Genomic DNA, 25,817 nt, shown 5'->3' on the forward strand with positions numbered 1-25,817 from the left:
CATGGGGGACCGTGTGGGAGAGTAGGACGCCGCCGAACAATTTTTGATGAAAGCCCCGGTGGGAACTTCGGTTCCTACCGGGGCTTTCTGCATTTCCCGAACGAATACGAATACGATCCCGAACGAATGCGACGCACACACAAACGTGCCGGGCCCTTCCGTAGAAGGGGCCCGGCACGTTTTTTGTCATTCACCCGCGGCGCGCGCGAGCTCCAAGTCCAGGGACTCACGACGAATGCGCTGATCCATATACAGCAGCGCCGTCATCCCCGCAGAGAGCGGAAGAGCGATCGTCGAGCTGATGACAGCTCCGATCCCCGCACTCACCAGGCCCGCCCAGCTCATCGGATCGACCGAAGCGCCGCCGTTGACGAGCATCTCCACCAGACCGATGGGCAGCTGCACCACCATCGAAATCACCAGAGTGAGGAACAGCGCCAGCAACTGCACACCGAAAACCCGCCACCAGGCACCCTGCACCAACTTCGCGGAGCGTCGCATCGCCGCGAGCACACCCTGCTTCTCCAGCATCAGCGCCGGCGCCGCCAGGCTGTACCGGATCCACAGCCACGTAGCGACCACCATCGCCACGAGACCACCCAGAACAGTGATCCCGCCCGCCGCACTCTCGGCGCCCGCCGCGTAGAGCAGCACCCCGCCGCCGAGCCCCACGACACAGACACCGGCCATGAGCAGCGGCACCAGGACCAGCAGCCCGCACATACGGCCCAGCTGCGGCCGGGCACTGCGCCACGCCTCCCCGGCCGAGGTCGACCGCCCCAGCACCGCGCGGCTGACCATGACCGTCAGCATGGCCGTGGCGATGATCGAGCCCAGCAGACCGACCGCCCAGGCGACACCCGTACCGGAGAGACTGTCACCTATGGTCCGCAGGAACTCCCCGGGGTTCGCCGTATCGGCTTCCGAGAGCTCCCGCAGGTCCGGCACGTCCTTCAGCCACAGGCCCGTGACCACGGTCGCCACCGATTGAGTGGCGAGGGCCAGCGGAAAGGAAATGCCCAGAACCGTGCGCCAGTTCAGACGCACCGTGCGGATCGTGCCCTCGATGAGCTCGCCGACGCCCAGTGGACGCAGCGGGATCACGCCGGGCTGCGGCGCACGCGGGGGAGGGGCCCAGCCGTTGCCGCCCCAGCCCCCGTGCCCGCCGTTCTCCCGCTTTCCCCCGGTGCTCCGGGCGCGGTCCCGGGCCGGACGGCGGGGGGCCGGCGGGCCCGCGGCAGGAGTGGACCAGGTGCCCTCGGGCGGCTGCTGCCGGGCCCACTGCGAAGAGGGCGCCGCCTCGTCCGCACCGGTGGCCCGATCCGCCGGAGCGGGCTGTTCCGGAGCGGGTGGCGCCTGCTCGTCGGAGGGGGAGGGCCCGGGCGAGACCCGGCCCGGAGTGTCGTTCATTGTCAGTCGCTCCTTCTCGGTGCCCGTTCGCCGGGTTCGGCGATGACACGAATGCTGGCAATCGTGTCACGGCGCCGGGGCGCCCGACGGGCCACGGCGGGGCGCGCACCGGAGCTCGTACGAGGGAGGTCGACAAGGGCACCTTCAATACTCGGAGCGACACGGGCAGACTGGACAGATGGCCGATCAGTACGCGGTACCCGCGGAACCCGCCCTTCCTTCCGACGTGCCCGCCCTGCGCTGGGACGAGCCCCCCGAAGGGCCGGTGATCGTCCTCCTCGACCAGCGCCGGCTCCCCGCCGAAGAGGTCGAGCTGGTCTGTACGGACGTTCCGGCGCTGGTCGAGGCGATACGCTCCCTCGCCGTGCGCGGCGCGCCGCTGCTGGGGATCGCCGGCGCTTACGGCCTGGCCCTCGCGGCCGTGCGCGGCTTCGACGTCGACGACGCCGCCGAGACCCTGGCCCACGCCCGGCCCACCGCCGTCAACCTCGGTTACGGAGTGCGGCGTGCCCTGCGGGCGTACCACGCCGCCGCCAAGGGCGGCGCCGACAGCGAGCGCGCCGCCGCGGCCGCCCTCGCCGAAGCCCGCGCCCTGCACCGGGAGGACGCCGAGGCCAGCGCGCGCATGGCCGGACACGGGCTGGCCCTGCTGGAGGAACTGCTGCCCGGCGGCGGCTACCGCGTCCTGACCCACTGCAACACCGGCGCCCTCGTCTCCGGGGGCGAAGGCACGGCCCTCGCCGTAGTGGCCGCCGCGCACCGTGCGGGGCAGCTGAGGCGCCTGTGGGTGGATGAGACGCGGCCCCTGCTGCAGGGGGCGCGGCTGACCGCGTACGAGGCCGCACGGGCCGGTATGGCGTACACGCTGCTCACCGACAACGCGGCCGGGTCGCTCTTCGCGGCGGGTGAGGTCGACGCGGTCCTCATCGGCGCGGACCGGATCACCGCGGACGGTTCGGTGGCGAACAAGGTGGGCAGCTATCCGCTGGCTGTGCTCGCCCGCTACCACCACGTGCCGTTCATCGTGGTGGCACCGGGCACCACGGTCGACCTCGGGACCGCGGAAGGCGCGGACATCGAGGTGGAGCAGCGGCCGGGGCACGAGGTGACGGAGTTCGCCGCGGTGCCCCCGGCCGGAACGGGTGGCGAGGTGGGCACCGGCGTGCCGGTGGCACCGCTGGGGACGCAGGCGTACAACCCTGCGTTCGATGTCACACCACCGGAGCTGGTGACCGCGATCGTCACGGAGAACGGCGTGGTCTCGCCGGTCACACGGCAAGGTCTGGCGGAGCTGTGTGCCAGAGCGCGAACGGGACTTGGGAGTGTGCCGGGCTGATTTCCACAGGCGATATCCGCACCGGGCGGCAGGGCCCGAAGGTGTCCCTGGTCAATGGGACACACCGGAAAGTGTCACTCACGACAGGTGAGCTGTGTCACCCGGCTCTATGGACCGGATGCGAAAATGGGATGATGTCGATATGAAGGGACGCGTCCTTGTCGTCGATGACGACACCGCACTGGCCGAGATGCTCGGCATTGTGCTGCGTGGTGAGGGTTTCGAGCCGTCGTTTGTAGCGGATGGCGACAAGGCACTTGCTGCTTTTCGTGAGGCAAAGCCGGATCTGGTGCTGCTCGACCTCATGCTGCCCGGACGGGACGGCATCGAGGTCTGCAGGCTGATCCGGGCCGAGTCCGGAGTGCCGATCGTGATGTTGACCGCCAAGAGCGACACGGTCGATGTGGTGGTCGGACTGGAATCCGGGGCTGACGACTACATCGTCAAGCCGTTCAAACCGAAGGAGCTGGTGGCCCGTATCAGGGCACGTCTGCGCAGGTCGGAAGAGCCGGCGCCGGAGCAGCTGGCGATCGGTGACCTCGTCATCGACGTGGCCGGGCACTCGGTCAAGCGCGAGGGCCAGTCGATCGCGCTGACCCCGCTGGAGTTCGATCTGCTCGTCGCCCTGGCCCGTAAGCCGTGGCAGGTGTTCACCCGTGAGGTGCTGCTGGAGCAGGTCTGGGGCTACCGGCACGCGGCCGATACCCGGCTGGTGAACGTGCACGTCCAGCGGTTGCGCTCGAAGGTCGAGAAGGACCCCGAGCGGCCGGAGATCGTGGTGACCGTGCGGGGCGTGGGCTACAAGGCCGGGCCGAGCTGACATGTCGGGCAACGGTGCCGCCCCGGAGCGGGGCGTGGGGCGGCCCGTCGACACGGCGGGCGGCATATCTCTCCGCCGGCGGCTGCGGCGCGCCGGACGGCTGCTGTCCGACGGCGCGGCCGCCGGGTCCGTCCACCCGGTGCTGAGGCTGTACGTGCGCTGGGTGCGGCGCCCGCTGCTGCCCGCGATGCGGCTGTGGCGGCGCAACATTCAGCTGCGGGTGGTCGCGACGACCCTGCTGATGTCGGTCGGCGTGGTGCTGCTGCTCGGCGTGGTCGTCATCGGACAGGTGCGCAACGGGCTGCTGGAAGCCAAGCGGCACGCCTCGCAGAGCCAGGCCGAGGGCGGATTCAAGGCGGCGCGGGACGCCGCCGACAGCGACACCCGGGGCGGTCAGGACGCCGCGCAGTCCGGCGCGCGCGGGACCACCGACTCCGGGGCCTGGCTGACGGCCCAGGTGCAGCAGCTCGCCAGCGGCGGCCAGGGCGTCTACCACGTGGTGGCCCTCAGCTCGGGCGGCACCAGCGCCTCGGCCGGCGGCCCGCGCGGCCCCAGGGCCTCCGGCGAGGTCGACCCCGAGCTCAGCATCCCCGCCGACCTGCGCAAACAGCTCGACACCAAGACGGGCGCGCTGGAGCGGTCCGGGACGGTGAAGCACGACGCTTCCGACGAGGGCGAGCCCGCGCTGATCGTCGGCAAGCGCATGTACGACGTCAACGGCGAGCCGTACCAGCTCTACTACCTCTTCCCGTACACCCAGGAGGAGAAGTCCCTCAGCCTGGTCAAGGGCACGCTGGCGACCGCCGGGGTGTTCGTGGTCGTCCTGCTGGGGGCCATCGCCTGGCTTGTGGTGCGGCAGATCGTGACGCCCGTGCGGATGGCGGCCAGCATCTCCGAGCGGCTGGCGGCCGGTGTTCTGCAGGAACGGATGAAGGTCACCGGCGAGGACGACATCGCCCGTCTGGGTGAGGCTTTCAACAAGATGGCACAGACGCTCCAGGTGAAGATCCAGCAGTTGGAGCAGCTGTCGCGGATGCAGCGGCGGTTCGTCTCCGACGTCTCGCACGAGCTGCGCACCCCGCTGACGACCGTACGGATGGCCGCCGAGGTCATCCATGAGGCGCGGGGCGACTTCGACCCCGTCACCGCGCGCTCCGCGGAGCTGCTGTTCGGGCAGGTCGACCGCTTCGAGTCGCTGCTCTCCGACCTGCTGGAGATCAGCCGTTTCGACGCGGGCGCCGCGGCGCTCGAAGCCGAGCCCGTCGACCTGCGGGATGTGGTCAACCGCGTCCTCGAAGGGGCGCAGCCGCTCGCCGAGCGCAAGGGCACCGGCCTGATCGTCCAGGGTGCCGAGCAGCCGGTGATCGCCGAGGCGGACGCGCGGCGCGTCGAGCGGGTCCTGCGGAACCTCGTGGTCAACGCGGTCGAGCACGGTGAAGGACGGGATGTGGTCGTGCGCCTGGCCGCCGCCGGCGGTGCCGTCGCGGTCGCGGTGCGTGACTACGGTGTGGGCCTGAAGCCCGGCGAGGCGACGCGGGTCTTCAACCGCTTCTGGCGGGCCGATCCCGCCCGTGCCCGGACGACGGGCGGCACCGGCCTGGGCCTGTCGATCGCCGTCGAGGACGCGCGGCTCCACGGCGGCTGGCTGCAGGCGTGGGGCGAGCCCGGCGGCGGTTCGCAGTTCCGGCTGACGCTGCCGCGGACGGCGGGGGACGCGCTGCGCGGTTCGCCGATCCCGCTGGAACCCGACGACTCGCGGCGCAACCGCGGACTGAACGAATCCGGAGTGCCGCCGACCGTGGCGGGCCGCAACGGCGGAGTGCCGGCGCAGGGCCAGGGGCAGTCGCCCGTGCCCGCGCAGACGCGCAGCGCGCCGCCGTCGGTGGACCCGACGGCGCTGCCGGGCAGCGGGGCACGGGTCGTCGCACGGCCCGGGGGCGCGCCCTTCGACAGGGCCGACGGCGCCGGGGCAGGACGGGCCGGACGGGCCGGACACGAAGGGCAGTCGCGTGGGCGCTGAACGAAGACGACACCGCCCGGAGCGGGGTGCGCGGCGGCGCTCGGCTGGTCTCGGCGCGCTCGCGCTCAGCGGCGCGCTGCTGGCGGGCTGCGCCTCCATGCCGGACAGCGGAGAGGTCACCGAGGTCGACTCCTCGCGGCGGGCCGACGCCGACTCGCAGGTGCGGGTGTACGGCGTCGCGCCGCACAAGGGGGAGCAGCCGCAGGAACTGGTGGCGGGCTTCCTCGAGGCGACGACCAGCGACGACCCTGACTACGCCACGGCCCGGCTGTACCTGGCCAAGAGCGCGAAGCGGAAGTGGGAGCCCGGCTCGGTGACGACGGTGCTGGCCGGCCCGCCCCAGGTGAGCGTCGAGCGCACCGGGGACCGGGCCGAGGACTACACCGTCACCCTCACCGGCAAGCAGATCGCGAGGATCGACGCCAAGCACGCGTACAAGCCGGACGAGCGCCCCTACCAGACGCAGATCCACATGGCGCGGGAGGACGGCGAGTGGCGCATCGACGCCCTGCCGCCCGGTGTGGTGCTCGGGAACGCCGACTTCCAGCGGATCTACCGTTCGGTCAACAAGTACTACTTCGCGGAGCTGGGCGCGGGCGGCCCGGACCGCGGGCGGAACGTGCTCGTCGCGGACCCCGTCTATCTGCGCAAGCGCATAGACCCCGTGACCTCCACGGTCAAGGCGTTGCTGGACGGGCCGACGAGCTGGCTCAACCCGGTGGCCTCGACGGCCTTCCCGACGGGCACCCAGGTGGTGGACCAGCGGCTTTCCCTGGACGACTCGAACGCGCTGAAGGTGCGGCTGAACAAGGCGGCGTCGGCCACCAGCCAGGACCTGTGCCGGCGCATGGCGGCGCAACTGCTCTACACCGTGCAGGAGCAGTCGGTGAAGGTCAGCCAGGTCACGCTGCAGCGCGAGAACGGCTCGCAGCTCTGCACGCTGGGGCGGGAGGAGGCCCGGTCGTACACGCACGACCCGAGCTCCGGCCCGCCCGACCGGCAGTACTTCGTCGACGCGCAGCACCGCATGGTGAGCCTGGCCGACGGCGAGAACACCGCCCGGCGCGTGCCGGGCCCCTTCGGCGCGGACAACGGCGTGCAGCTGAAGTCGGTGGCGGTGGACCGCGGCACCGCGCCCCGGGCGGCGGGCGTGGCGGCCAACGGCCAGGCGCTGTACGTCGCGGAGCTGGAGTCCGGCGCGCCGCTGGGCGACGCCCGGCTGACCGTCCGGGGCAGTGGCAAAACGGGTCTGACGCCGCCCAGTTGGGACGGGCTGGGCGATCTGTGGGTCGCGGACCAGGACCCGGACCGGCCGCGGTTGCTGCGCCTGCCCGGCGGGACGGGCGCGCCCGAGGAGGTCCAGGTGCCCCGGCTCGACGGCGGGCGGATCACCGGGCTGCGGGTGGCCGCGGACGGGGTGCGGATCGCGCTGCTGGTGACGAAGGGCGACCGGACGACCGTGAAGCTGGGCCGCGTCGAGCGGCGCGGCGGCGCCGGGAAGCCGAGCCTTTCGGTGCAGGAACTGCGCTCGGTGGCGCCGCGGTTGGAGCAGGTCGACGCGGTGTCGTGGGCCGGCGGCAGCCGGCTGCTGGTGGCGGGGAACGAGCAGGGCGGCCTGCAGCTGTTGCAGTACATCGAGACCGACGGTTCGGTGTCGAACGCCTCGGCGCTGCCCGGGATCACGGGCGTGCGGGGAGTGGCCGCGCCGGAGAACGCGTCCAAGGTGTCGGCGCTGGTCGCCGAGCGGGACGGCGGGATCGTACGCCTGCTGCCGGACACCAATTGGAAGCTGGTGACCAAGGAAGGGTCGGCACCCGTCTACCCCGGGTAGCCGGGCAGCCGGGGTGGCCAGGAGCTGAAGGGCCGGGAGCCCGGTGCTCGTGCCGGGGTCCCGTGCCCCTGCGGGTTTTCCACAGGGGTGGCAGCGGCGACCGCCCGGCGGGACAGTGGATGCATGCGCGGGTGGTGGCAGGAGATCACCGGCCTGGTGCTGCCGGCGGACTGCGCGGGGTGCGGCCGGCAGCGGACGGTGCTGTGCGAGCGGTGCCGTGGCGCGCTGAGCGGGGGCCCGGCACGGCGGGTGTGGCCGGACCCGGTGTCGGCCGGGCTGCCGCCCGTTCACGCGGCGGCACGGTACGGCGACACGGTGCGATCGGCGCTGCTCGCCCACAAGGAGAGAGGCGCGCTGGCGCTGGCCGGGCCGCTGGGGGCCGCGCTGGCGGGAGCGGTGCACTCGGTCGTCCACGACCGGGCCGGGGCCCCGGGCGGTGGCATACGGGCCGGGGCGGGGCCGTTTCTGCTGGTGCCGGTGCCTTCGGCGCGGCGGGCGGTCGCGGCGCGGGGGCACGACGCGGGGCGGCGGATCGCGCTGGCCGCCGCGAGAGAGCTGCGACGGGAGGGTACGCCTGTTCGGGTGGCGGCGCTGCTGCGGCAGCGCAGACTCGTCGCCGACCAGTCCGGGCTGGACGCGGAGCTGCGCGGGGCGAATGTCTCGGGGGCACTGGGGGTAGCCGAGGGGGCGGAGCGGTTGCTGATGGGGGAAGAGCCGGTGGTGCTGGTGGATGACCTGATGACGACCGGAGCTTCGCTGACCGAGGCCGCCCGGGCCGTCTCCCGGGCGGGTGGCGAGGTGCTGGGAGCCGCTGTGGTGGCCGCGCCTTCGCGTTCCTTCGGAATAAACCGGAACTGACCGGGAACGCGATTCGTTCCTGATGGAAACGGCGGGAAAACACCTGAATGGAGGTACGTCCCGGTAGGGACTACCGACAGTCGTCCGAGCGAGATATGTTCGGTTGTGAGGAATGGCAGGTGCTATGCCTCTTATCTCCGAATGGCGCGTTTCGCGCGCTTTCGCGGATGCTGGAAGTCGACGGGGTGTAGACCTGCCGATGGGGGAGGAGGAGGTGACAACCGCCTAGTCGGTGGCTCCGGGTATCCCCGGAGTCTGTTGCAAGAGGGATGCGCTCCGCACCTTCGGCGGGGCGATCCGGGAACGGAGTTCTGCGTGGACATCGTCGTCAAAGGCCGCAAGACCGAGGTGCCCGAGCGCTTTCGCAAGCACGTGGCCGAGAAGCTGAAGCTGGACAAGATCCAGAAGCTCGACGGCAAGGTGATCAGCCTCGACGTGGAGGTGTCCAAGGAGCCCAACCCCAGGCAGGCCGACCGCTCCGACCGTGTGGAAATCACCGTCCGTTCCCGTGGACCGGTGATCCGGGCGGAAGCAGCGGCTGCCGACCCGTACGCCGCGCTGGACCTGGCCGCCGGAAAGCTGGAAGCGCGGCTGCGCAAGCAGAACGACAAGCGTCACACCCGCCGGGGCAACGGACGGATTCCCGCGAGCGATGTCGCGTCGACCGTGATCGGTGCCGCGGAGCTCACCGACAGCGGTGAACTCGTCGCGGACCACCCGGTGGACGGCGTGCCGGTCACTCGTATGGGACCGCTGGAAGTCCAGGGCGAAGGCCCCCTGGTGGTCCGGGAGAAGACCCACACCGCCGCTCCGGTGACACTCGACCAGGCGCTCTACGAGATGGAGTTGGTCGGTCACGACTTCTATCTGTTCGTCGACTCCGAGAGCAAGATGCCCAGTGTCGTCTACCGGCGGCACGCGTACGACTACGGCGTCATCCGTCTCAACGCCGACCCGCTGTTCGAAGCGGAGCCGGGCGGTGCGGGCGGGGCGCTCGGCGGCTGAGTCCATCCCGCTGTGAACGGTGCCCTTGGAGTGCTGCCGCACTCCGGGGGCACCCCCGTGCGAGTGCGGTATCCCCGCCCGGCCGCCCGGCATGAAATCATGGCCGGGCGGCCAACCGCCGGTTCGCCGAAACCGGTTGGCGCGCAGCAGCAGACTGCAAACCGTGAGGGGCTCTGGGCCTTCAGGGGCCTTCAGGGGGAGGAACGATGGCGGACAGGTTCGGGCCCGTACCGGTGCCCGGCGAGGACGACGACGAGGGCGCCGGCGGCGACCGGGGCACGACACGCGAGGACCCCATCAGGGTGCTGGTCGTGGACGACCACGCGCTCTTCCGCCGGGGGCTGGAGATCGTCCTCGAACAGGAGGAGGACATCCAGGTCGTGGGCGAGGCCGGTGACGGTGCCGAGGCCGTGGACAAAGCCGCCGACCTGCTGCCCGACATCGTTCTGATGGATGTCCGCATGCCCAAGCGGGGCGGCATCGAAGCCTGTACCTCCATCAAGGAGGTCGCACCCAGCGCCAAGATCATCATGCTGACGATCAGCGACGAGGAAGCGGATCTCTACGACGCGATCAAGGCGGGGGCGACCGGCTACCTCCTCAAGGAGATCTCCACCGACGAGGTGGCCACCGCGATCCGGGCCGTCGCGGACGGTCAGTCGCAGATCAGCCCCTCGATGGCGTCCAAGCTGCTGACCGAGTTCAAGTCGATGATCCAGCGCACCGACGAGCGCCGGCTGGTGCCGGCGCCCCGGCTCACCGACCGGGAGCTGGAGGTGCTGAAGCTCGTCGCGACCGGTATGAACAACCGTGATATCGCCAAAGAGTTGTTCATCAGCGAGAACACGGTGAAGAACCACGTCCGGAACATCCTGGAGAAGTTGCAGTTGCACTCTCGGATGGAGGCTGTGGTGTATGCGATGCGGGAGAAGATTCTGGAGATCCGCTGACGCGGGCTGACGCTGCTGCTGCCGCGGCTGGGGGTCCGGGGGTTATCCCCCGGGGAGGCGCAGTATCAGCGAGAACACGGTGAAGAACCACGTCCGGAACATCCTGGAGAAGTTGCAGCTGCACTCTCGGATGGAGGCTGTGGTGTACGCGATGCGGGAGAAGATTCTGGAGATCCGCTGACGGCGGGCCCAGGACCGGCCCAGGGCTGTGCCCGGGACCGGGCTGTGCCCGGACCGTGCTCAGGACCGCCCCCGAGTCAGGCCAGGGCCGTGACCAGAGCCGCCGCCAGTGCGGGGCTGTCGCAGCGCTCTATGCGCACCGTGTCGCAGCCCACCCACTCGGCGGCCTCCCGGAGGGCCCGGGCCATGGGGGCCACCGCCTCGGGGCCGTCGAGCGACACCTGCCGGGCCACCAGCGTGCCGCCCTCGCGAGCCGGATCCACCCGGCCCGCCAGGCGCCCGCCCGTCAGCAACGGCATGGCGAAGTATCCGTGCACCCGCTTGGGCTTGGGCACATACGCCTCCAGCCGGTGGGTGAAGCCGAAGATCCGCTCCGTGCGTGGCCGGTCCCAGACCAGGGAGTCGAAGGGCGAGAGCAGCGTCGTGCGGTGGCGGCCCCGCGGCGGTGCGGCCAGCACCGCCGGATCCGCCCAGGCCGGCTTGGACCACCCCGCCACCTCGACCGGCACCAGGCCCGTGCCCTCGATGACCGCGTCCACCTGATCGCCCTTGAGGCGGTGGTAGTCCGCGAGGTCCGCCCGCGTCGCGACGCCCATGGCCGCGCCCGCCTGGGCCACCAGACGCCGTATGCACTCGGTGTCGGTGAGGTCGTCATGGAAGAGCGGCTCCGGCACCGCCCGCTCCGCCAGGTCGTACACCCGCTTCCAGCCGCGGCGCTCGGTGCAGACGACCTCGCCCGTGTCGAGCAGCCACTCCACCGCGATCTTCGTCTCCGACCAGTCGTACCATTCCCCGCCGTTCTTCGCGCCGCCCAACTGCGTCGCCGTGAGGGGGCCGTCGGCCTTGAGGCGGTCACGGACGGCCGCGCAGGAGCGCTCGGCGTCCTTCATCACGTGCCAGCGGTGGCCCCGCGCCTGGAAGGCCCGCCGCCGGAACGCGAAGAGCGGCCACTCCTCGATGGGCAGGATGCACGCCGCGTGCGACCAGTACTCGAAGCTGTGCGGCGGCCCGGGGGCCGCCTCCGCCGCGCGCGGCGTCCAGTACGCCGACTCGACCGGGCCGCGGCCGACCGCGCCCAGCCGCGCGTACGGCACCAGCTCGTGCGACCGGGCCAGCACCGAGATGGTGTCCAGCTGGACGGCGCCCAGCTGCCGCAGCACCCCGCGCACCCCCGCCCGGCGGTCCGGGGCGCCGAGCAGTCCCTGGGCCCGCAGGGCCATGCGCCGCGCCTCGCCGGCCGACAGGTGGTGTGCGGGCGCAGGGCCCTTGGCAGCGGCGGCAGTTGTCATGCTGGAGACCATGCCGCCAGCCTAGGGGCGGCCACTGACAACGCCCGGTCCCCCGTCCGGTCAGCCGCGCTCGGGGTAGGGCAGGTACGGCGTTTCCGAGGGCTGCCCCAGGTCCGAGGGCAGCAGGGAGGCGATCCACGCGTCACGGCGCGTACCGGAGTGCAGGATCTTCGCCCGCAGGGTGCCCTCCATGCGGAACCCGATTTTGCGGGCGACCGCCCGGGAGGCTTCGTTGCCCGCCTCCGCGTACCACTCCATCCGCTCCACGCCCAGGTCCGCGAAAGCCCAGCGGATCACCTCGCGCGACGCCTCCACCGTGTACCCCCGGCCGCGCTGCTCCTTGGCCGCCCAGTAGCCGAGCTCCGCCTGCCGCTCGGGCGTGCGCAACTGGGCGAGCCGCACCAGGCACATCGCCCCCGCCAGCTCGCCGGTTTCCCGGGAGAAGAAACCGAACGTGTACATGGAGTCATCACGCCAGCCGTTCGGACAGGTGTCCCCGATGAACACCTCGGCGTCCTCCGGCCGGTAGGGGGACGGCACGCTGGTGTAGCGCGGGATGTCCGGGTCCTGACAGGCCGCGTGCACGGCTTCCGCGTCGGAAGGGGCGAAGGGGCGCAGCAGCAGGCGCTCGGTCGTGAGGGTCAGGGGCTCCATGCGCGGAGTCTAGATTCCGGGGGCCCGGCACCTTCGGGAATATCCGTTCGTTCCATATGCGGGTGACAACCCGGCCTCGGTGCCGACGGACCTCCCGGCGCGGCGGGGTCCTCGCTTACGATGGCCGTTGCGGCGGGGACTGTCCCGTCGTGCCCGCGCACCTTCCCCTGCCTGCGGCGGGGGACCCCAGTGCCAGGCCCGACCGGCAAGGAGTCAGCCTACGTGTCCGTCTTCGGCAAGATCATGCGTGCAGGAGAAGGCAAGATCCTGCGCAAGCTGCACCGCATCGCGGACCAGGTCAATTCCATCGAAGAGGACTTCCTCTCCCTCTCCGACGCCGAGCTGCGGGCTCTGACCGACGAGTACAAGCAGCGCTATGCCGACGGTGAGAGCCTGGACGACCTGCTCCCCGAGGCTTTCGCGACCGTGCGCGAGGCGGCCAAGCGCGTCCTCGGCCAGCGCCACTACGACGTCCAGCTCATGGGCGGCGCGGCCCTGCACCTCGGATATGTCGCGGAGATGAAGACCGGTGAGGGCAAGACCCTCGTGGGTACGCTCCCCACCTATCTGAACGCCCTGTCGGGCAAGGGTGTCCACCTGATCACGGTGAATGACTATCTGGCGGAGCGCGACTCCGAGATGATGGGCCGGGTCCACAAGTTCCTCGGGCTTTCGGTCGGCTGCATCCTCGCCAATATGACCCCGGCGCAGCGCCGTGAGATGTACGGCTGCGACATCACCTACGGCACCAACAACGAATTCGGCTTCGACTACCTGCGCGACAACATGGCGTGGTCGCAGGACGAGCTGGTGCAGCGCGGCCACAATTTCGCGGTGGTCGACGAGGTCGACTCCATCCTCGTCGACGAGGCCCGTACGCCGCTGATCATCTCCGGCCCGGCCGACCAGGCCACCAAGTGGTACGGCGACTTCGCCAAGCTCGTCACCCGCCTCACCAAGGGCGAGCCGGCCAACCCGCAGAAGATGATCGAAGAGACCGGCGACTACGAGGTCGACGAGAAGAAGCGCACGGTCGCCATTCACGAGGCCGGCGTCGCCAAGGTCGAGGACTGGCTGGGCATCGACAACCTCTACGAGTCGGTCAACACCCCGCTCGTCGGTTATCTGAACAACGCCATCAAGGCGAAGGAACTGTTCAAGAAGGACAAGGACTACGTCGTCATGGACGGCGAGGTCATGATTGTCGACGAGCACACCGGCCGTATCCTCGCCGGCCGCCGCTACAACGAGGGCATGCACCAGGCGATCGAGGCGAAGGAAGGGGTGGACATCAAGGACGAGAACCAGACCCTCGCCACGATCACCCTGCAGAACTTCTTCCGCCTCTACGACAAGCTCTCCGGCATGACCGGTACGGCGATGACCGAGGCCGCCGAGTTCCACCAGATCTACAAGCTCGGTGTGGTGCCGATCCCGACGAACCGCCCGATGGTCCGCAAGGACCAGTCCGACCTGATCTACCGGACCGAGGTCGCGAAGTTCGACGCGGTCGTCGACGACATCGCGGAGAAGCACGAGAAGGGCCAGCCGATCCTGGTCGGCACCACGTCCGTCGAGAAGTCCGAGTACCTCTCGCAGCAGCTCGCCAAGCGCGGCATCCAGCACGAGGTCCTCAACGCCAAGCAGCACGACCGTGAGGCGTCGATCGTCGCCCAGGCCGGCCGCAAGGGCGCCGTCACCGTCGCCACCAACATGGCCGGCCGTGGTACGGACATCAAGCTCGGCGGCAACCCCGACGACCTCGCCGAGGCGGAGCTGCGCCAGCGCGGCCTGGACCCGGTGGAGCACGTCGAGGAGTGGGCGGCCGCGCTGCCCGCGGCCCTGGAGCGGGCCGAGGCCGCGGTCAAGGCCGAGTTCGAAGAGGTCAAGTCGCTCGGCGGGCTCTATGTGCTCGGCACCGAGCGCCACGAGTCGCGCCGTATCGACAACCAGCTGCGCGGCCGCTCCGGCCGTCAGGGCGACCCGGGCGAGTCCCGCTTCTACCTGTCGCTGGGTGACGACCTGATGCGGCTGTTCAAGGCCCAGATGGTCGAGCGCGTGATGGCCATGGCCAATGTGCCCGACGACGTGCCGATCGAGAACAAGATGGTCACCCGCGCCATCGCCTCCGCGCAGTCCCAGGTCGAGCAGCAGAACTTCGAGACGCGTAAGAACGTCCTGAAGTACGACGAGGTGCTCAACCGCCAGCGCGAGGTCATCTACGGCGAGCGCCGCCGCGTCCTGGAGGGCGAGGATCTGCAGGAGCAGATCAAGCACTTCATGGACGACACCATCGACGACTACATCCGCCAGGAGACCGTCGAGGGCTTCGCGGAGGAGTGGGACCTGGACCGGCTGTGGAGCGCGTTCAAGCAGCTCTACCCGGTGAAGGTCACCGTCGAGGAGCTGGAGGAGGCGGCCGGCGACCGCGCGGGCATCACCGCCGAGTTCATCGAGGAGTCCATCAAGGACGACATCCACGAGCAGTACGCGGCCCGCGAGGCGCAGCTGGGTTCCGACATCATGCGGGAGCTGGAGCGCCGCGTCGTGCTGTCGGTCCTCGACCGCAAGTGGCGTGAGCACCTCTACGAGATGGACTACCTCCAGGAGGGCATCGGCCTGCGCGCGATGGCCCAGAAGGACCCCCTGGTCGAGTACCAGCGCGAGGGCTTCGACATGTTCCAGGCCATGATGGAGGGCATCAAGGAGGAGTCCGTCGGCTACCTGTTCAACCTGGAGGTCCAGGTCGACCAGCAGCTGGAGGAGGTCCCGGTGCAGGACGCGGCCCGCCCGTCCCTGGAGAAGGACGTCCAGGACGCCGTGCCCGCCGGTGCCCGGCCCGAGATCCGTGCCAAGGGCCTCGACGCCCCGCAGCGGCCCGACCGGCTGCACTTCTCGGCCCCCACGGTGGACGGCGAGGGCGGTGTCGTCGAGGGCGACTTCGCCAGCGACGACCGCCCGACCCGCTCCGCGGCGGACGGCATGACGCGCGCGGAGCGCCGCAAGGCCCAGAAGAACAGCGGTGGCCGCCGCCGCAAGAAGTAACGGCGGACAGCGGCGGCGGGGCGGGGCACGGAAAAGGTGCCCCGCCCCGCCGCTGTCATGTGCGGGCCCCGCCCAGCTCGACCGCCGCGCACCGCCACCGCCGGTCCGTGCCGCGCTCCAGGCGGAACGCGAGCGCGTGCAGCCGGTCGCCGACGACGACCCGGGCGTACGCCTCGATCACTCCGGGCCGGGGCAGGAACTCGCCGCAGTGCCGGACGAACGGCGCGCGGCCCGGCGGCGCGGGCCGCAGCGGTGCCTGCGGGGCCAGCACGGCGAGCTGGTCGTACGCGGCGCCGAGGGTGTGCCCGAGCATCCAGTGGACGGGGCGCTGGCCGCTGAGGGTCAGCAGCAGCCGCTCCGCGAACCAGTAGCGGGGCAGCCGCTCCCGCTCCCGGCGGCGGGCCGCCGGGGCCGGCTGGGGGCGCCGGGCGTCGGTGCGGCGCGGTGGCGCCGTCCTGCCGCCCGGGCCGGTCGTCCTGGCCGTCCGGGTGGAGCCGGTGGTCCTGTGCATGCTGATCGCCCCCGAGGTGCCGGGCCCGGTGGATTACCGGGCGGTAGCTTCGGCGGTGATCTTCCCCAGGGGGCCGGGGAGCGGCAAGGACGGGCCGCCGCCCCGCGGCCGCCCGCACGGGTTCACCTATCCGGGCGACCGCGAGGTCCCGGCGCTCTTCGCGGCCCTGTTCGCGGCCCTGTTCCCGGGCCGCCCGCGGGCGGCCCGGTGGACGGATCGGGGCCGTCCGCACCAGGGCTCCCGGCACTTCGAAGGGGGACCTGCGCCCGTATGCTGGCAGCACGGTTCGTCAGTCTTCAGGCTCTTTCAGGAAAGCGGCTGTCATGCGCGTCTACGTCCCCCTGACCCTCTCCGGTCTCGCCGAGGCGCACAGGACCGGGCAGCTGGGCCCCGCCCCGCTGGACGCGTTCGCCGTCACCCCCGCGCTGCGCGAGTGGTACCTCTCCGAGGACGTCGAGGAGCTGGAGTACGCGGCCCTCGGCCGGGCCGCCCAGGCGTCGCTGCGCATGCTCGCCACGGACCCCGCAGCCGCGCGCCGCCGGGTCGTCGTCGCCCTCGACGTGGCCGACGGGGCCACGGCCTTCGACCCGGACAGCGGCCTGGACCGGTCCACGATCGGCGGGGTGCGCCTCACCGCCGCCGTGCCCCTGGCGAAGGCGGCGGCCGTCCACATCGACTCCGGCGACGCCGAGGCGGACGTCGCGGCCGCGGCGGCGGCGCTGGGCGCGGCGGACCTGGGTGACGACGACGCGCAGTTCACCGTGGACGGCGCGGAGGACCACGAGCTGATGTGGTTCGGCGTTCAGGAGATTCCCGGCCTTCTCTGACGGCGCCCGGCCGGGGCGGCATTGTCAGACCCGATCGGTACGGTCTTCGTCATGGGGAAGCACGTGGCACACATCGTCTGGGACTGGAACGGCACGCTTTTTCACGACATCGACGCGGTGATGGCGGCCACCAACGCCGCCTTCGCCGAGATCGGCCTGGAGCCGATCACCCTGGAGCGGTACCGCGAGCTGTACTGCGTCCCGATCCCGCTGTTCTACGAGCGGCTGATGGGCCGCCTGCCCACCCCGGCCGAGTGGGACCACATGGACGTGGTCTTCCACCGCCACTATCAGGACCACCGCGTGCGCTGCGGCCTCGCGGACGGCGCCGAGGACCTGCTGGCACGCTGGCAGGCCGCCGGCCGCACGCAGTCGATCATGTCCATGCACGGGCACGAGGACCTGGTGCCGCTGGTCCGGGGCTTCGGCATCGAGCGGAGATTCGTCCGCGTCGACGGCCGTACGGGCCCGTCGGGCGGCAGCAAGGCGGAGCACATGGTCCGCCACCTCGCCGGGCTGGAGGGCATACCGCCCCGGCGGACGGTCGTCGTGGGCGACGCCCTCGACGACGCGGTCGCCGCCGCGCACGTGGGCGCCCACGCCGTGCTGTACACCGGGGGCTCGCACAGCCGGGCCGGGCTCGCCGGCGCCGGGGTGCCCGTGGTGGACACCCTGGCGGAGGCGGTCAGGGAAGCGGAGCGGCTGGTCGGCGAGGGCCGGGAAGCGGGCTGAGCGTGCGCCGGAGATGGCTGAGAGTCACCCAGGGCGGAAGGGTGGGCGCGTCGCTGTCCATACCGTCAAAGTTCCGCCCCGGGTTTTGTACACAAACGGCTCATGACGCCGCCCGGGGGAAGAGCGATAGCCTTACCAGGTGATCAGCGCGATATCCAGCAGGGGCGACGGCGCCCCTGTCCTGCGCCCGGAGCGCCACCGCGCCCCGGCGGCCGCTGGTCCCCCGTATCGGGTCCGTCCGACGAAGTTGGTCGAGAACGCCCCGATCACCTCTCATTCCGGCATACCGTCGAGGACGACCGGATACCCCGCGTCGCGGCGTGATGCCTCCACCACCTATGTCACGCAATGGCGCGCGACAGGAGCCAGAGGACATGCAGACCAAGCTGGACGAAGCCAAGGCCGAGCTGCTCGAGCGGGCGGCCCGTGTCGCTGAGAACAGCCCGGCCGGGGGGCAGCAACCGACCGGGCCGAAGGGCGAGGGCAGTCTCGACCCGGAGACTCTGACCGCGTACCTCCAGCGTTACTACCTGCACACCGCGCCCGAGGATCTCAGCGGCCGGGACCCGGTCGACGTCTTCGGCGCCGCGCTCTCGCACTACCGGCTCGCCGAGAACCGGCCGCAGGGCACCGCCAACGTGCGGGTGCACACCCCGACCGTCGAGGAGAACGGCTGGACGTGCACCCACTCCGTCGTCGAGGTCGTCACCGATGACATGCCCTTTTTGGTGGACTCCGTCACCAATGAGCTCTCCCGCCAGGGGCGCGGCATCCATGTCGTGATCCACCCCCAGGTCGTCGTGCGCCGTGACCTCACCGGCCGCCTGCTGGAGGTCCTCGGCTCCAACTGCGACGCCCACGGCTCGGGCAAGGACGCCGTCCTGCCCCACGACGCCCTCACCGAGTCCTGGATCCACGTCGAGATCGACCGCGAGACCGACCGCGGCGACCTCAAGCAGATCACCGCCGACCTGCTGCGGGTCCTCTCCGACGTCCGCGAGGCCGTCGAGGACTGGGGCAAGATGCGCGACGCCGCGCTGCGCATCGCCGACGGCCTGGCCGACGAGCCCACCGCCGACGACGTGCCCGAGTCGGAGGTCGGCGAGGCCCGCGAGCTGCTGCGCTGGCTGGCCGCCGATCACTTCACCTTCCTCGGCTACCGCGAGTACGAGCTCACGAAGCTCGCCACCGACACCGGCGAGGAGGACGTGCTCAGCGCCGTCCCCGGCACCGGGCTCGGCATTCTGCGCTCCGACCCCACGCACCACGACGAGGGCCACCACGCCGGCCCCGTCTCCCCCTCGTTCAACCGGCTGCCGGCCGACGCCCGCGCCAAGGCCCGTGAGCACAAGCTGCTCGTCCTCACCAAGGCCAACAGCCGCGCCACCGTGCACCGCCCCTCCTACCTCGACTACGTCGGGGTGAAGAAGTTCGACGCCGACGGCAATGTGATCGGCGAGCGCCGCTTCCTGGGCCTGTTCTCCTCCGCCGCGTACACCGAGTCCGTGCGCCGCGTCCCCGTCGTGCGCCGCAAGGTCTCCCAGGTCCTCGCGGACGCCGGTTTCACCCCCCACAGCCACGACGGCCGCGACCTGCTCCAGATCCTGGAGACCTACCCGCGCGACGAGCTCTTCCAGACCCCGGCCGATCAGCTGCGGGCCATCGCCACCAGCGTGCTCTACCTCCAGGAGCGCCGCCGGCTGCGGCTGTACCTGCGCCAGGAGACCTACGGGCGCTACTACTCCGCGCTCGTCTACCTGCCGCGCGACCGCTACACCACCGGCGTCCGGCTGCGGCTGATCGACATCCTCAAGGAGGAGCTCGGCGGCAGCAGCGTCGACTTCACCGCCTGGAACACCGAATCGGTCCTCTCGCGGCTGCACTTCGTCGTGCGCGTCGAGTCCGGTTCCACCCTGCCGGACCTCACCGACGCCGACGTCGAGCGGATCGAGGCCCGGCTGGTGGAGGCCGCCCGCTCCTGGGCGGACGGCTTCGCCGAGACGCTGACCGCCGAGGTCGGCGAGGAGCGCGCCGCCGAGCTGCTGCGCCGCTACGGCCAGGCGTTCCCCGAGGGCTACAAGGCCGACCACAACCCGCGCAGCGCCGTCTCCGACCTCGGTCACCTGGAGAAGCTGACCACGGCCGGCGGCGGCCACGACTTCGAGCTCAGCCTCTACGAGCCGGTCGGCGCGGGCCCCGGCGAGCGCCGCTTCAAGATCTACCGCACGGGTGAGCCCGTTTCGCTCTCCGCCGTCCTGCCGGTCCTGCACCGGCTCGGCGTCGAGGTCGTCGACGAGCGCCCGTACGAGCTGCGCTGCTCCGACCGGACGACCGCCTGGATCTACGACTTCGGTCTGCGGATGCCCGAGCGGATCGAGGGCGACGACGCGCGCACCCGCTTCCAGAACGCCTTCGCGGCGGTGTGGACGGGCGTCGCGGAGAACGACAACTTCAACAAGCTGGTGCTGCGGGCCGGTCTCGACTGGCGGCAGGCCATGGTGCTGCGGGCCTACGCGAAGTACCTGCGGCAGGCGGGCTCGCCCTTCAGCCAGTCCTACATGGAGGACACCCTCAGCACCAACGTCCACACGACGCGGCTGCTGGTCAACCTCTTCGAGGCGCGGATGTCGCCGGCGCTGCAGCGCGCCGGGCGGGAGCTGATCGACGGGCTGCTGGAGGAGCTGGACGGCGCCCTGGACCAGGTGGCGAGCCTGGACGAGGACCGCATCCTGCGGGCCTTCCTCACCGTCATCAAGGCCACGCTGCGCACCAATCACTTCCAGCGCGACCCCGAGGGCAAGCCGCACGGCTACCTCTCCCTCAAGCTCGACCCGCAGGCCATGCCCGAGCTGCCGGCGCCGCGCCCCGCGTACGAGATCTGGGTGTACTCCCCGCGCGTCGAGGGCGTGCACCTGCGCTTCGGCAAGGTCGCGCGCGGCGGTCTGCGCTGGTCCGACCGGCGTGAGGACTTCCGTACCGAGGTCCTGGGCCTGGTCAAGGCGCAGATGGTGAAGAACACCGTCATCGTGCCGGTCGGCGCGAAGGGCGGCTTCGTCGGCAAGCGGCTGCCGGACCCGGCCGTGGACCGTGACGCGTGGCTGGCCGAGGGCATCGCCTCGTACAAGACCTTCATCTCCGGTCTGCTCGACATCACCGACAACATGGTCGGCGGCGAGGTCGTCCCGCCCAAGGACGTCGTGCGCCACGACGGCGACGACACCTACCTCGTCGTCGCCGCCGACAAGGGCACCGCGACGTTCTCCGACATCGCCAACGAGGTCGCGCAGTCCTACGGCTTCTGGCTCGGGGACGCCTTCGCCTCCGGCGGTTCGGCCGGCTACGACCACAAGGGCATGGGCATCACCGCCCGCGGCGCCTGGGAGTCGGTCAAGCGCCATTTCCGCGAGCTCGGCCACAACACGCAGACCGAGGACTTCACGGTCGTCGGCGTCGGTGACATGTCCGGTGACGTCTTCGGCAACGGCATGCTGCTCTCCGAGCACATCCGCCTGGTGGCCGCGTTCGACCACCGGCACATCTTCCTCGACCCGACGCCGGACGCGGCCGTCTCCTACGCCGAGCGCCGCCGGCTGTTCGAGCTGCCCCGCTCCTCCTGGGCCGACTACGACACCTCCCTGCTGTCCCCGGGCGGTGGCATCCACCCCCGTACGGCCAAGTCGATCCCCGTCAACGCGCACGTGCGCCAGGCGCTCGGCATCGAGGCGGGCGTCACCAAGATGACCCCCGCGGAGCTGATGAAGGCCATCCTGCGCTCGCAGGTGGACCTGCTGTGGAACGGCGGCATCGGCACGTACGTGAAGGCGTCCACCGAGTCGCACGCGGACGTAGGCGACAAGGCGAACGACGCGATCCGCGTCGACGGCCAGGACCTGCGGGTCAAGGTCGTCGGCGAGGGCGGCAACCTGGGCCTGACCCAGCTCGGCCGGATCGAGTTCGCGCTGAGCGGCGGGCCGGAGTCCGCCGGCGGCCACTCCGTCGGGGGGCGCTGCAACACCGACGCCATCGACAACAGCGCCGGTGTCGACACCTCCGACCACGAGGTGAACATCAAGATCCTGCTCAACTCGCTCGTCATCGACGGCGACATGACCGTCAAGCAGCGCAACAAGCTCCTCGCGGAGATGACCGACGAGGTCGGCGAGCTGGTCCTGCGCAACAACTACGCGCAGAACGTGGCGCTGGCCAACGCGGTCGCCCAGGCGCCCAGCCTGCTCCACGCGCACCAGCGGATCATGCGCCGCCTCACCCGGGACGGCCACCTCGACCGGGCCCTGGAGTTCCTGCCCACCGACCGGCAGATCCGCGAGCGGCTCACCGCCGGCCGGGGGCTGACCCAGCCGGAGCTGGCGGTCCTCCTGGCTTACATCAAGATCACCGCCGCCGAGGAGCTGCTCGCCACCGGGCTGCCGGACGACCCGTACCTGGAACGGCTGCTGTTCGCCTACTTCCCGCGGGCCCTGCGGGAGTCCTTCGGCGAGCAGATCGACGGGCACGCGCTGCGCCGCGAGATCATCACGACCATCCTGGTCAACGACACCGTCAACAGCGGTGGTTCGACCTTCCTGCACCGCCTGCGGGAGGAGACCGGGGCGTCGCTGGAGGAGATCGTGCGGGCGCAGGCCGCCGCCCGGGAGATCTTCGGTCTCAACGGCGTCTGGGACGCCGTCGAGGCGCTCGACAACGTCGCCGCGGCCGACGTGCAGACCCGGATCCGGCTGCACTCGCGGCGGCTGGTCGAGCGCGGCACGCGCTGGCTGCTCAACAACCGCCCGCAGCCGCTCCAGCTGGCGGAGACCATCGAGTTCTTCCACGACGGCGTGGCCACCGTCTGGAACGAGCTGCCCAAGCTGCTCAAGGGCGCCGACATCGACTGGTGGCAGTCCATCCACGACGAGCTCGTGGCGGCCGGGGTGCCGGACGAGCTGGCCGTGCGGGTGGCGGGCTTCTCCTCCGCCTTCCCGGCGCTGGACATCGTCGCCGTCGCGGACCGCACGGGCAAGGCGCCGCTGGACGTCGCCGAGGTCTACTACGACCTCGCCGACCGCCTGCACATCACCCAGCTGATGGACCGGATCATCGAGCTGCCGCGGTCCGACCGCTGGCAGTCCATGGCCCGCGCCTCCATCCGCGAGGACCTGTACTCGGCCCACGCGGCGCTCACCGCCGACATCCTCTCCGTCGGCAACGGCACCTCCTCGCCGGAGGAGCGCTTCCGGGCGTGGGAGGAGCGCAACGCGGCGATCCTGACCCGGGCGCGCACCACGCTGGACGAGATCCACGGCTCGGACTCCTTCGACCTGGCCAACCTCTCGGTGGCCATGCGGACGATGCGGACCCTGCTGCGGACCCACAGCTGACGCTGGAGTGAACAAGGGGCGCCCCCGGGGAGAAATCCCCGGGGGCGCCCCTTTTGCCGGGTTGAGGCGTGTTAAGAGAGACGGATGAAAGGCGTCTCACGGCTTGCCTCCTCCCCGCGGTGCAGAGAGACCGCCCTCGCGGTCGCCGTCTACCTCGCGGTGGCGGCGCTCGGCTTCGCCGTCCTCCTGCTGATCGGCCATCACCTCGGGCGCGGCACGGGGGAGCTGCTGCACCGGTGGGACAGCGGCCACTATCTGCGCATCGCCCGGCGGGGCTACCCGGGCGAGCTCACCTACCGGCCGGACGGTGAGCCGGCGTTCAGCAGGCTCGCCTTCTTCCCGCTCGTCCCCGCGCTGATCCGCGGTGTCCACCTGCTGACCACGCTGCCCTACGCCTACGCCGGGGTGGTGGTCTCCTGGTGCGCCGCCGCGGTGGCCGCCGCGGGCGGGTACGCGCTCGTGCGGGCCGTCGGCGGGCGGCCGGGCGCCGGGTACGCGTGCGTGGCGCTGTGGGCCTGCTCGCCCTACGCGTTCGCGCTGTGGGTGCCCTACTCGGAGGCGGTCTTCAGCGCCGCCGTCCTCTGGGCGATGGTCGCCCTGCTGGCACACCGCTGGCTGACGGCCGGCGTGCTGTGCGCCGTGGCCGGGACGGTGCGGCCGACCGCCGCCGTGCTGATCGGGACGGTGGTGCTGACCGCCGGGTGGGCGGCGGTCCGCGGGCGGGACGGGTGGCGGCCGTGGGCGGCGCTGGCGGTGGCGCCGCTGGGGCTGGTCGGCAGCTGGCTGTTCCTGGGGAGCCGGGTGGGGCGGGCGGACGGCTGGTTCGAGGCGGAGCGGGCGTGGGGGCAGTCGTTCGACTACGGCCGGGGCACCGCGCGCGTCCTGGGCGACATCCTGCTGTACCGCGATCCCGGGCGGGTCGCGGATGTGCGCGGCGCCGTGGTGCTCGCGCTGGTGCTGCTGACGGCCGTCGCGGTGCTGGCCCTGGCGCTGGACCGGAACGTGCCGTGGCCGCTGGTCGTGCTGGTGGCGGGGGCGTGGGTGCTGATGGTCGGAACGCCTGCTTCGCCGCTGTCCAAGCCCCGCTTCATGCTGCCGTTCCTGCCGGTTCTGCTGCTGTTGGCGGCGCGGCCGCTCGCGCGTGCTCCGCTGGGGGTGCGGGTGGGTCTCTACGGTGGAGGTGCGGTGGTCTCGGGGTGGTACGCGGCGGGGTTGCTCGTGCTGTTCGTGGGGTCGCCGTGATGCGCGGGGTCGTCGGGGTGGGGGCCTGGGCTGCGGCCGTGGTGCGGCAGCGCCCGGAACACCCAGGCGCGGTAGGACCAGAAGCGGAACAGGGTGGCCGCGCCGATGCCCAGGAACTTGAAGAGGTTGCTCTGGAAGGGGGTGTCCCGGCCGAAGCCGTAGGTGGCGATGTAGAGGACCCCGTTCTCGATCACCAGGCCGACGGCGCTGAAGACGGCGAAGAGGGCGATCTCCCGGCTGCGGTGGCTCTTGTCGCGGTCGCGGTAGGTGAAGTACCGCAGGCCCAGGTAGTTGAAGGCGATGGCGACCACCGTCGCGATCACACTGCACCGGACGACCGGCAGGTCCGTGGTGGCGCGGCAGAGGTTGAAGACCGCGAGGTTGACGAAGATCCCCAGGCCGCCGACCGTGCCGAACTTGGCGAATTCCCGTCCGAGGGCCAGCAGCCCGGACGGCTGTGTCCCTCTCGGCTGCCCCGGCGTGCCGGGTCGCCTGGATGTCCTCGGTCGCAGGGGTCGCAAGGGCCTCTCCCGATACGCTCGCCACGCAAAGCAGACATTTGCCGCAGAGAACTGATTGTAGTGTAAATTGCCGCAAAAAATGACGCAGTGCTACGACGACGGCGAGGACAGTGGCATGACAGAGGCGGTACTGCTCGTCGGCGGCAAGGGAACCCGGCTCCAGCCGCTGACCCTCAACACGCCGAAGCCGATGGTCCCGGCCGCCGGGGTGCCCTTCCTCGCCCACCAGCTGGCCCGCGCCCGGGCCGCCGGCATCGGCCACGTCGTCCTGGCCACCTCCTACCTCGCCGAGGTCTTCGAGCCCTACTTCGGCGACGGGTCGGCCCACGGGCTGCGGCTCACCTACGTCACCGAGGACCTGCCGCTGGGCACCGGCGGGGCCATCCGCGGCGCCGCCGACGCGCTGACGGCGGGCCCCGGCGAGCCCGTCCTCGTCTTCAACGGCGACATCCTCACCGGCGTGGACATCAGGGGGCTGCTGCGCCGCCACGCGCAGGCGCGGGCCGACGTCACCCTGCACCTGACCCGCGTCGCCGACCCCCGCGCCTACGGCCTGGTGCCCACGGCCCCCGACGGGCGCGTCCTCGCCTTCACCGAGAAGCCGCGGCACCCGGAGGAGATCGTCACCGACCAGATCAACGCCGGGACCTACGTCTTCCGGCGCGAGGTCGTCGACGCCATCCCCACCGGCCGGCCCGTCTCCGTGGAGCGCGAGACCTTCCCCGGGCTGCTGGCCCGGGGCGCCCTCCTGCACGGCGTGGTCGACGCCTCGTACTGGCGGGACCTGGGGCGCCCCGCCTCCTTCGTCCAGGCGTCGGCCGACCTCGTGCGCGGTGTCGTCCGCTCGCCCGCCGTCCCGGGCGAACCGGGGGAGTACCTGCTGCTGCCCGGCGCACACGTCGAGGCCGGGGCCCGGCTCGGCGGCGGCACGGTCGTCGGCGCGGGGGCGTACGTGGCGGCGGGCGCCGGCGTCGAGGGGTCCGTCGTCCTGGACGGGGCGCGCATCGAGGCGGGCGCGCGGGTGCGCGCCAGCATGGTCGGACGGCGCGCCCGGGTGGGCCCGCGGACCGTGCTCGACAGCGCGGTGATCGGCGATCTCGCCGACATCGGCGCGGACAATGAACTGCGCGACGGAGCCCGCGTCTGGTGCGGCATGACCATCCCCGCCGCCGCCATCCGCTTCTCCGCCGCCTGACGTCCGCCGCCCC

General features: G+C 71.4%; 18 protein-coding genes and 1 pseudogene. 14 read left to right on the forward strand and 5 right to left on the reverse strand.

Annotated features, from left to right (window positions below; genetic code table 11):
* Window positions 1-186: 186 nt before the first annotated feature.
* Complete coding sequence (locus ABZ951_RS22605) at window positions 187-1,410, reverse strand: glycerophosphoryl diester phosphodiesterase membrane domain-containing protein (RefSeq protein ID WP_344094333.1); 1,224 nt, start codon at window positions 1,408-1,410, stop codon at window positions 187-189.
* 178 nt (window positions 1,411-1,588) lie between these two features.
* Between ABZ951_RS22605 and mtnA the strand changes: the two genes are divergently transcribed.
* The 8 genes and pseudogenes from mtnA to ABZ951_RS22645 form a co-directional block, all read left to right on the forward strand.
* Window positions 1,589-2,746 (forward strand): S-methyl-5-thioribose-1-phosphate isomerase, encoded by a 1,158-nt coding sequence (gene mtnA / locus ABZ951_RS22610; protein ID WP_344094335.1) that lies wholly within the window; start codon window positions 1,589-1,591, stop codon window positions 2,744-2,746.
* Between the two features lie 142 nt (window positions 2,747-2,888).
* A complete protein-coding gene (mtrA, locus tag ABZ951_RS22615) occupies window positions 2,889-3,566 on the forward strand; it encodes a two-component system response regulator MtrA (RefSeq protein ID WP_005486885.1) in 678 nt (225 codons plus the stop codon).
* A gap of 1 nt (window position 3,567) precedes the next feature.
* Window positions 3,568-5,586 carry an MtrAB system histidine kinase MtrB gene (mtrB, locus tag ABZ951_RS22620; RefSeq protein WP_344094339.1) on the forward strand — a complete coding sequence of 673 codons (2,019 nt, stop codon included), beginning with the start codon at window positions 3,568-3,570 and terminating at the stop codon, window positions 5,584-5,586.
* A complete protein-coding gene (locus tag ABZ951_RS22625) occupies window positions 5,576-7,417 on the forward strand; it encodes an LpqB family beta-propeller domain-containing protein (protein WP_344094341.1) in 1,842 nt (613 codons plus the stop codon). The genes mtrB and ABZ951_RS22625 overlap by 11 nt, the downstream gene beginning before the upstream one ends.
* A 123-nt stretch (window positions 7,418-7,540) precedes the next feature.
* Window positions 7,541-8,275 carry a ComF family protein gene (locus ABZ951_RS22630; RefSeq protein WP_344094343.1) on the forward strand — a complete coding sequence of 245 codons (735 nt, stop codon included), beginning with the start codon at window positions 7,541-7,543 and terminating at the stop codon, window positions 8,273-8,275.
* A gap of 315 nt (window positions 8,276-8,590) precedes the next feature.
* A complete protein-coding gene (raiA, locus tag ABZ951_RS22635) occupies window positions 8,591-9,280 on the forward strand; it encodes a ribosome-associated translation inhibitor RaiA (RefSeq protein WP_344094346.1) in 690 nt (229 codons plus the stop codon).
* Window positions 9,281-9,486: 206 nt separating this feature from the next.
* Window positions 9,487-10,230: a response regulator transcription factor gene (locus tag ABZ951_RS22640; protein WP_344094348.1), complete on the forward strand. Its 744-nt coding sequence runs from the start codon at window positions 9,487-9,489 to the stop codon at window positions 10,228-10,230.
* A 64-nt stretch (window positions 10,231-10,294) separates the two neighbouring features.
* Window positions 10,295-10,411, forward strand: a pseudogene (locus ABZ951_RS22645) (LuxR C-terminal-related transcriptional regulator); the annotation flags it as partial.
* A gap of 76 nt (window positions 10,412-10,487) precedes the next feature.
* Here ABZ951_RS22645 and ABZ951_RS22650 read toward each other — a convergent pair.
* Window positions 10,488-11,699: a crosslink repair DNA glycosylase YcaQ family protein gene (locus ABZ951_RS22650; protein ID WP_344094351.1), complete on the reverse strand. Its 1,212-nt coding sequence runs from the start codon at window positions 11,697-11,699 to the stop codon at window positions 10,488-10,490.
* A gap of 60 nt (window positions 11,700-11,759) precedes the next feature.
* Window positions 11,760-12,353, reverse strand: a complete 594-nt coding sequence (locus ABZ951_RS22655) for a GNAT family N-acetyltransferase (protein ID WP_344094354.1) — start codon at window positions 12,351-12,353, stop codon at window positions 11,760-11,762.
* A gap of 222 nt (window positions 12,354-12,575) precedes the next feature.
* On the opposite strand from ABZ951_RS22655, the gene secA reads away from it, so the two are divergent.
* Window positions 12,576-15,398, forward strand: a complete 2,823-nt coding sequence (gene secA, locus ABZ951_RS22660; protein WP_344094356.1) for a preprotein translocase subunit SecA — start codon at window positions 12,576-12,578, stop codon at window positions 15,396-15,398.
* Between the two features lie 55 nt (window positions 15,399-15,453).
* Here secA and ABZ951_RS22665 read toward each other — a convergent pair whose 3' ends face one another.
* On the reverse strand, window positions 15,454-15,909 hold the full coding sequence (locus tag ABZ951_RS22665; protein ID WP_344094359.1) for an Rv3235 family protein: 456 nt from the start codon (window positions 15,907-15,909) through the stop codon (window positions 15,454-15,456).
* A 323-nt stretch (window positions 15,910-16,232) separates the two neighbouring features.
* On the opposite strand from ABZ951_RS22665, the gene ABZ951_RS22670 reads away from it, so the two are divergent.
* From ABZ951_RS22670 to ABZ951_RS22685, 4 genes are all read left to right on the forward strand, one after another.
* Window positions 16,233-16,736: a hypothetical protein gene (locus tag ABZ951_RS22670; protein ID WP_344094362.1), complete on the forward strand. Its 504-nt coding sequence runs from the start codon at window positions 16,233-16,235 to the stop codon at window positions 16,734-16,736.
* A gap of 51 nt (window positions 16,737-16,787) precedes the next feature.
* Window positions 16,788-17,468, forward strand: a complete 681-nt coding sequence (locus tag ABZ951_RS22675; RefSeq protein ID WP_344094364.1) for an HAD family hydrolase — start codon at window positions 16,788-16,790, stop codon at window positions 17,466-17,468.
* A 374-nt stretch (window positions 17,469-17,842) separates the two neighbouring features.
* A complete protein-coding gene (locus ABZ951_RS22680) occupies window positions 17,843-22,846 on the forward strand; it encodes an NAD-glutamate dehydrogenase (RefSeq protein ID WP_344094366.1) in 5,004 nt (1,667 codons plus the stop codon).
* A gap of 84 nt (window positions 22,847-22,930) precedes the next feature.
* Window positions 22,931-24,088: a hypothetical protein gene (locus ABZ951_RS22685; protein ID WP_344094368.1), complete on the forward strand. Its 1,158-nt coding sequence runs from the start codon at window positions 22,931-22,933 to the stop codon at window positions 24,086-24,088.
* On the opposite strand, the gene ABZ951_RS22690 is transcribed toward ABZ951_RS22685, so the two are convergent.
* Window positions 24,016-24,531, reverse strand: a complete 516-nt coding sequence (locus ABZ951_RS22690; RefSeq protein ID WP_344094386.1) for a GtrA family protein — start codon at window positions 24,529-24,531, stop codon at window positions 24,016-24,018. The genes ABZ951_RS22685 and ABZ951_RS22690 overlap by 73 nt on opposite strands.
* A 193-nt stretch (window positions 24,532-24,724) precedes the next feature.
* Here ABZ951_RS22690 and ABZ951_RS22695 point away from each other — a divergent pair, with 193 nt between their 5' ends.
* Complete coding sequence (locus ABZ951_RS22695) at window positions 24,725-25,804, forward strand: NDP-sugar synthase (protein ID WP_344094371.1); 1,080 nt, start codon at window positions 24,725-24,727, stop codon at window positions 25,802-25,804.
* Window positions 25,805-25,817: the final 13 nt, after the last annotated feature.

This window comes from Streptomyces sp. NPDC046215 (assembly GCF_040646215.1).
Lineage (GTDB): Bacteria > Actinomycetota > Actinomycetes > Streptomycetales > Streptomycetaceae > Streptomyces > Streptomyces stramineus.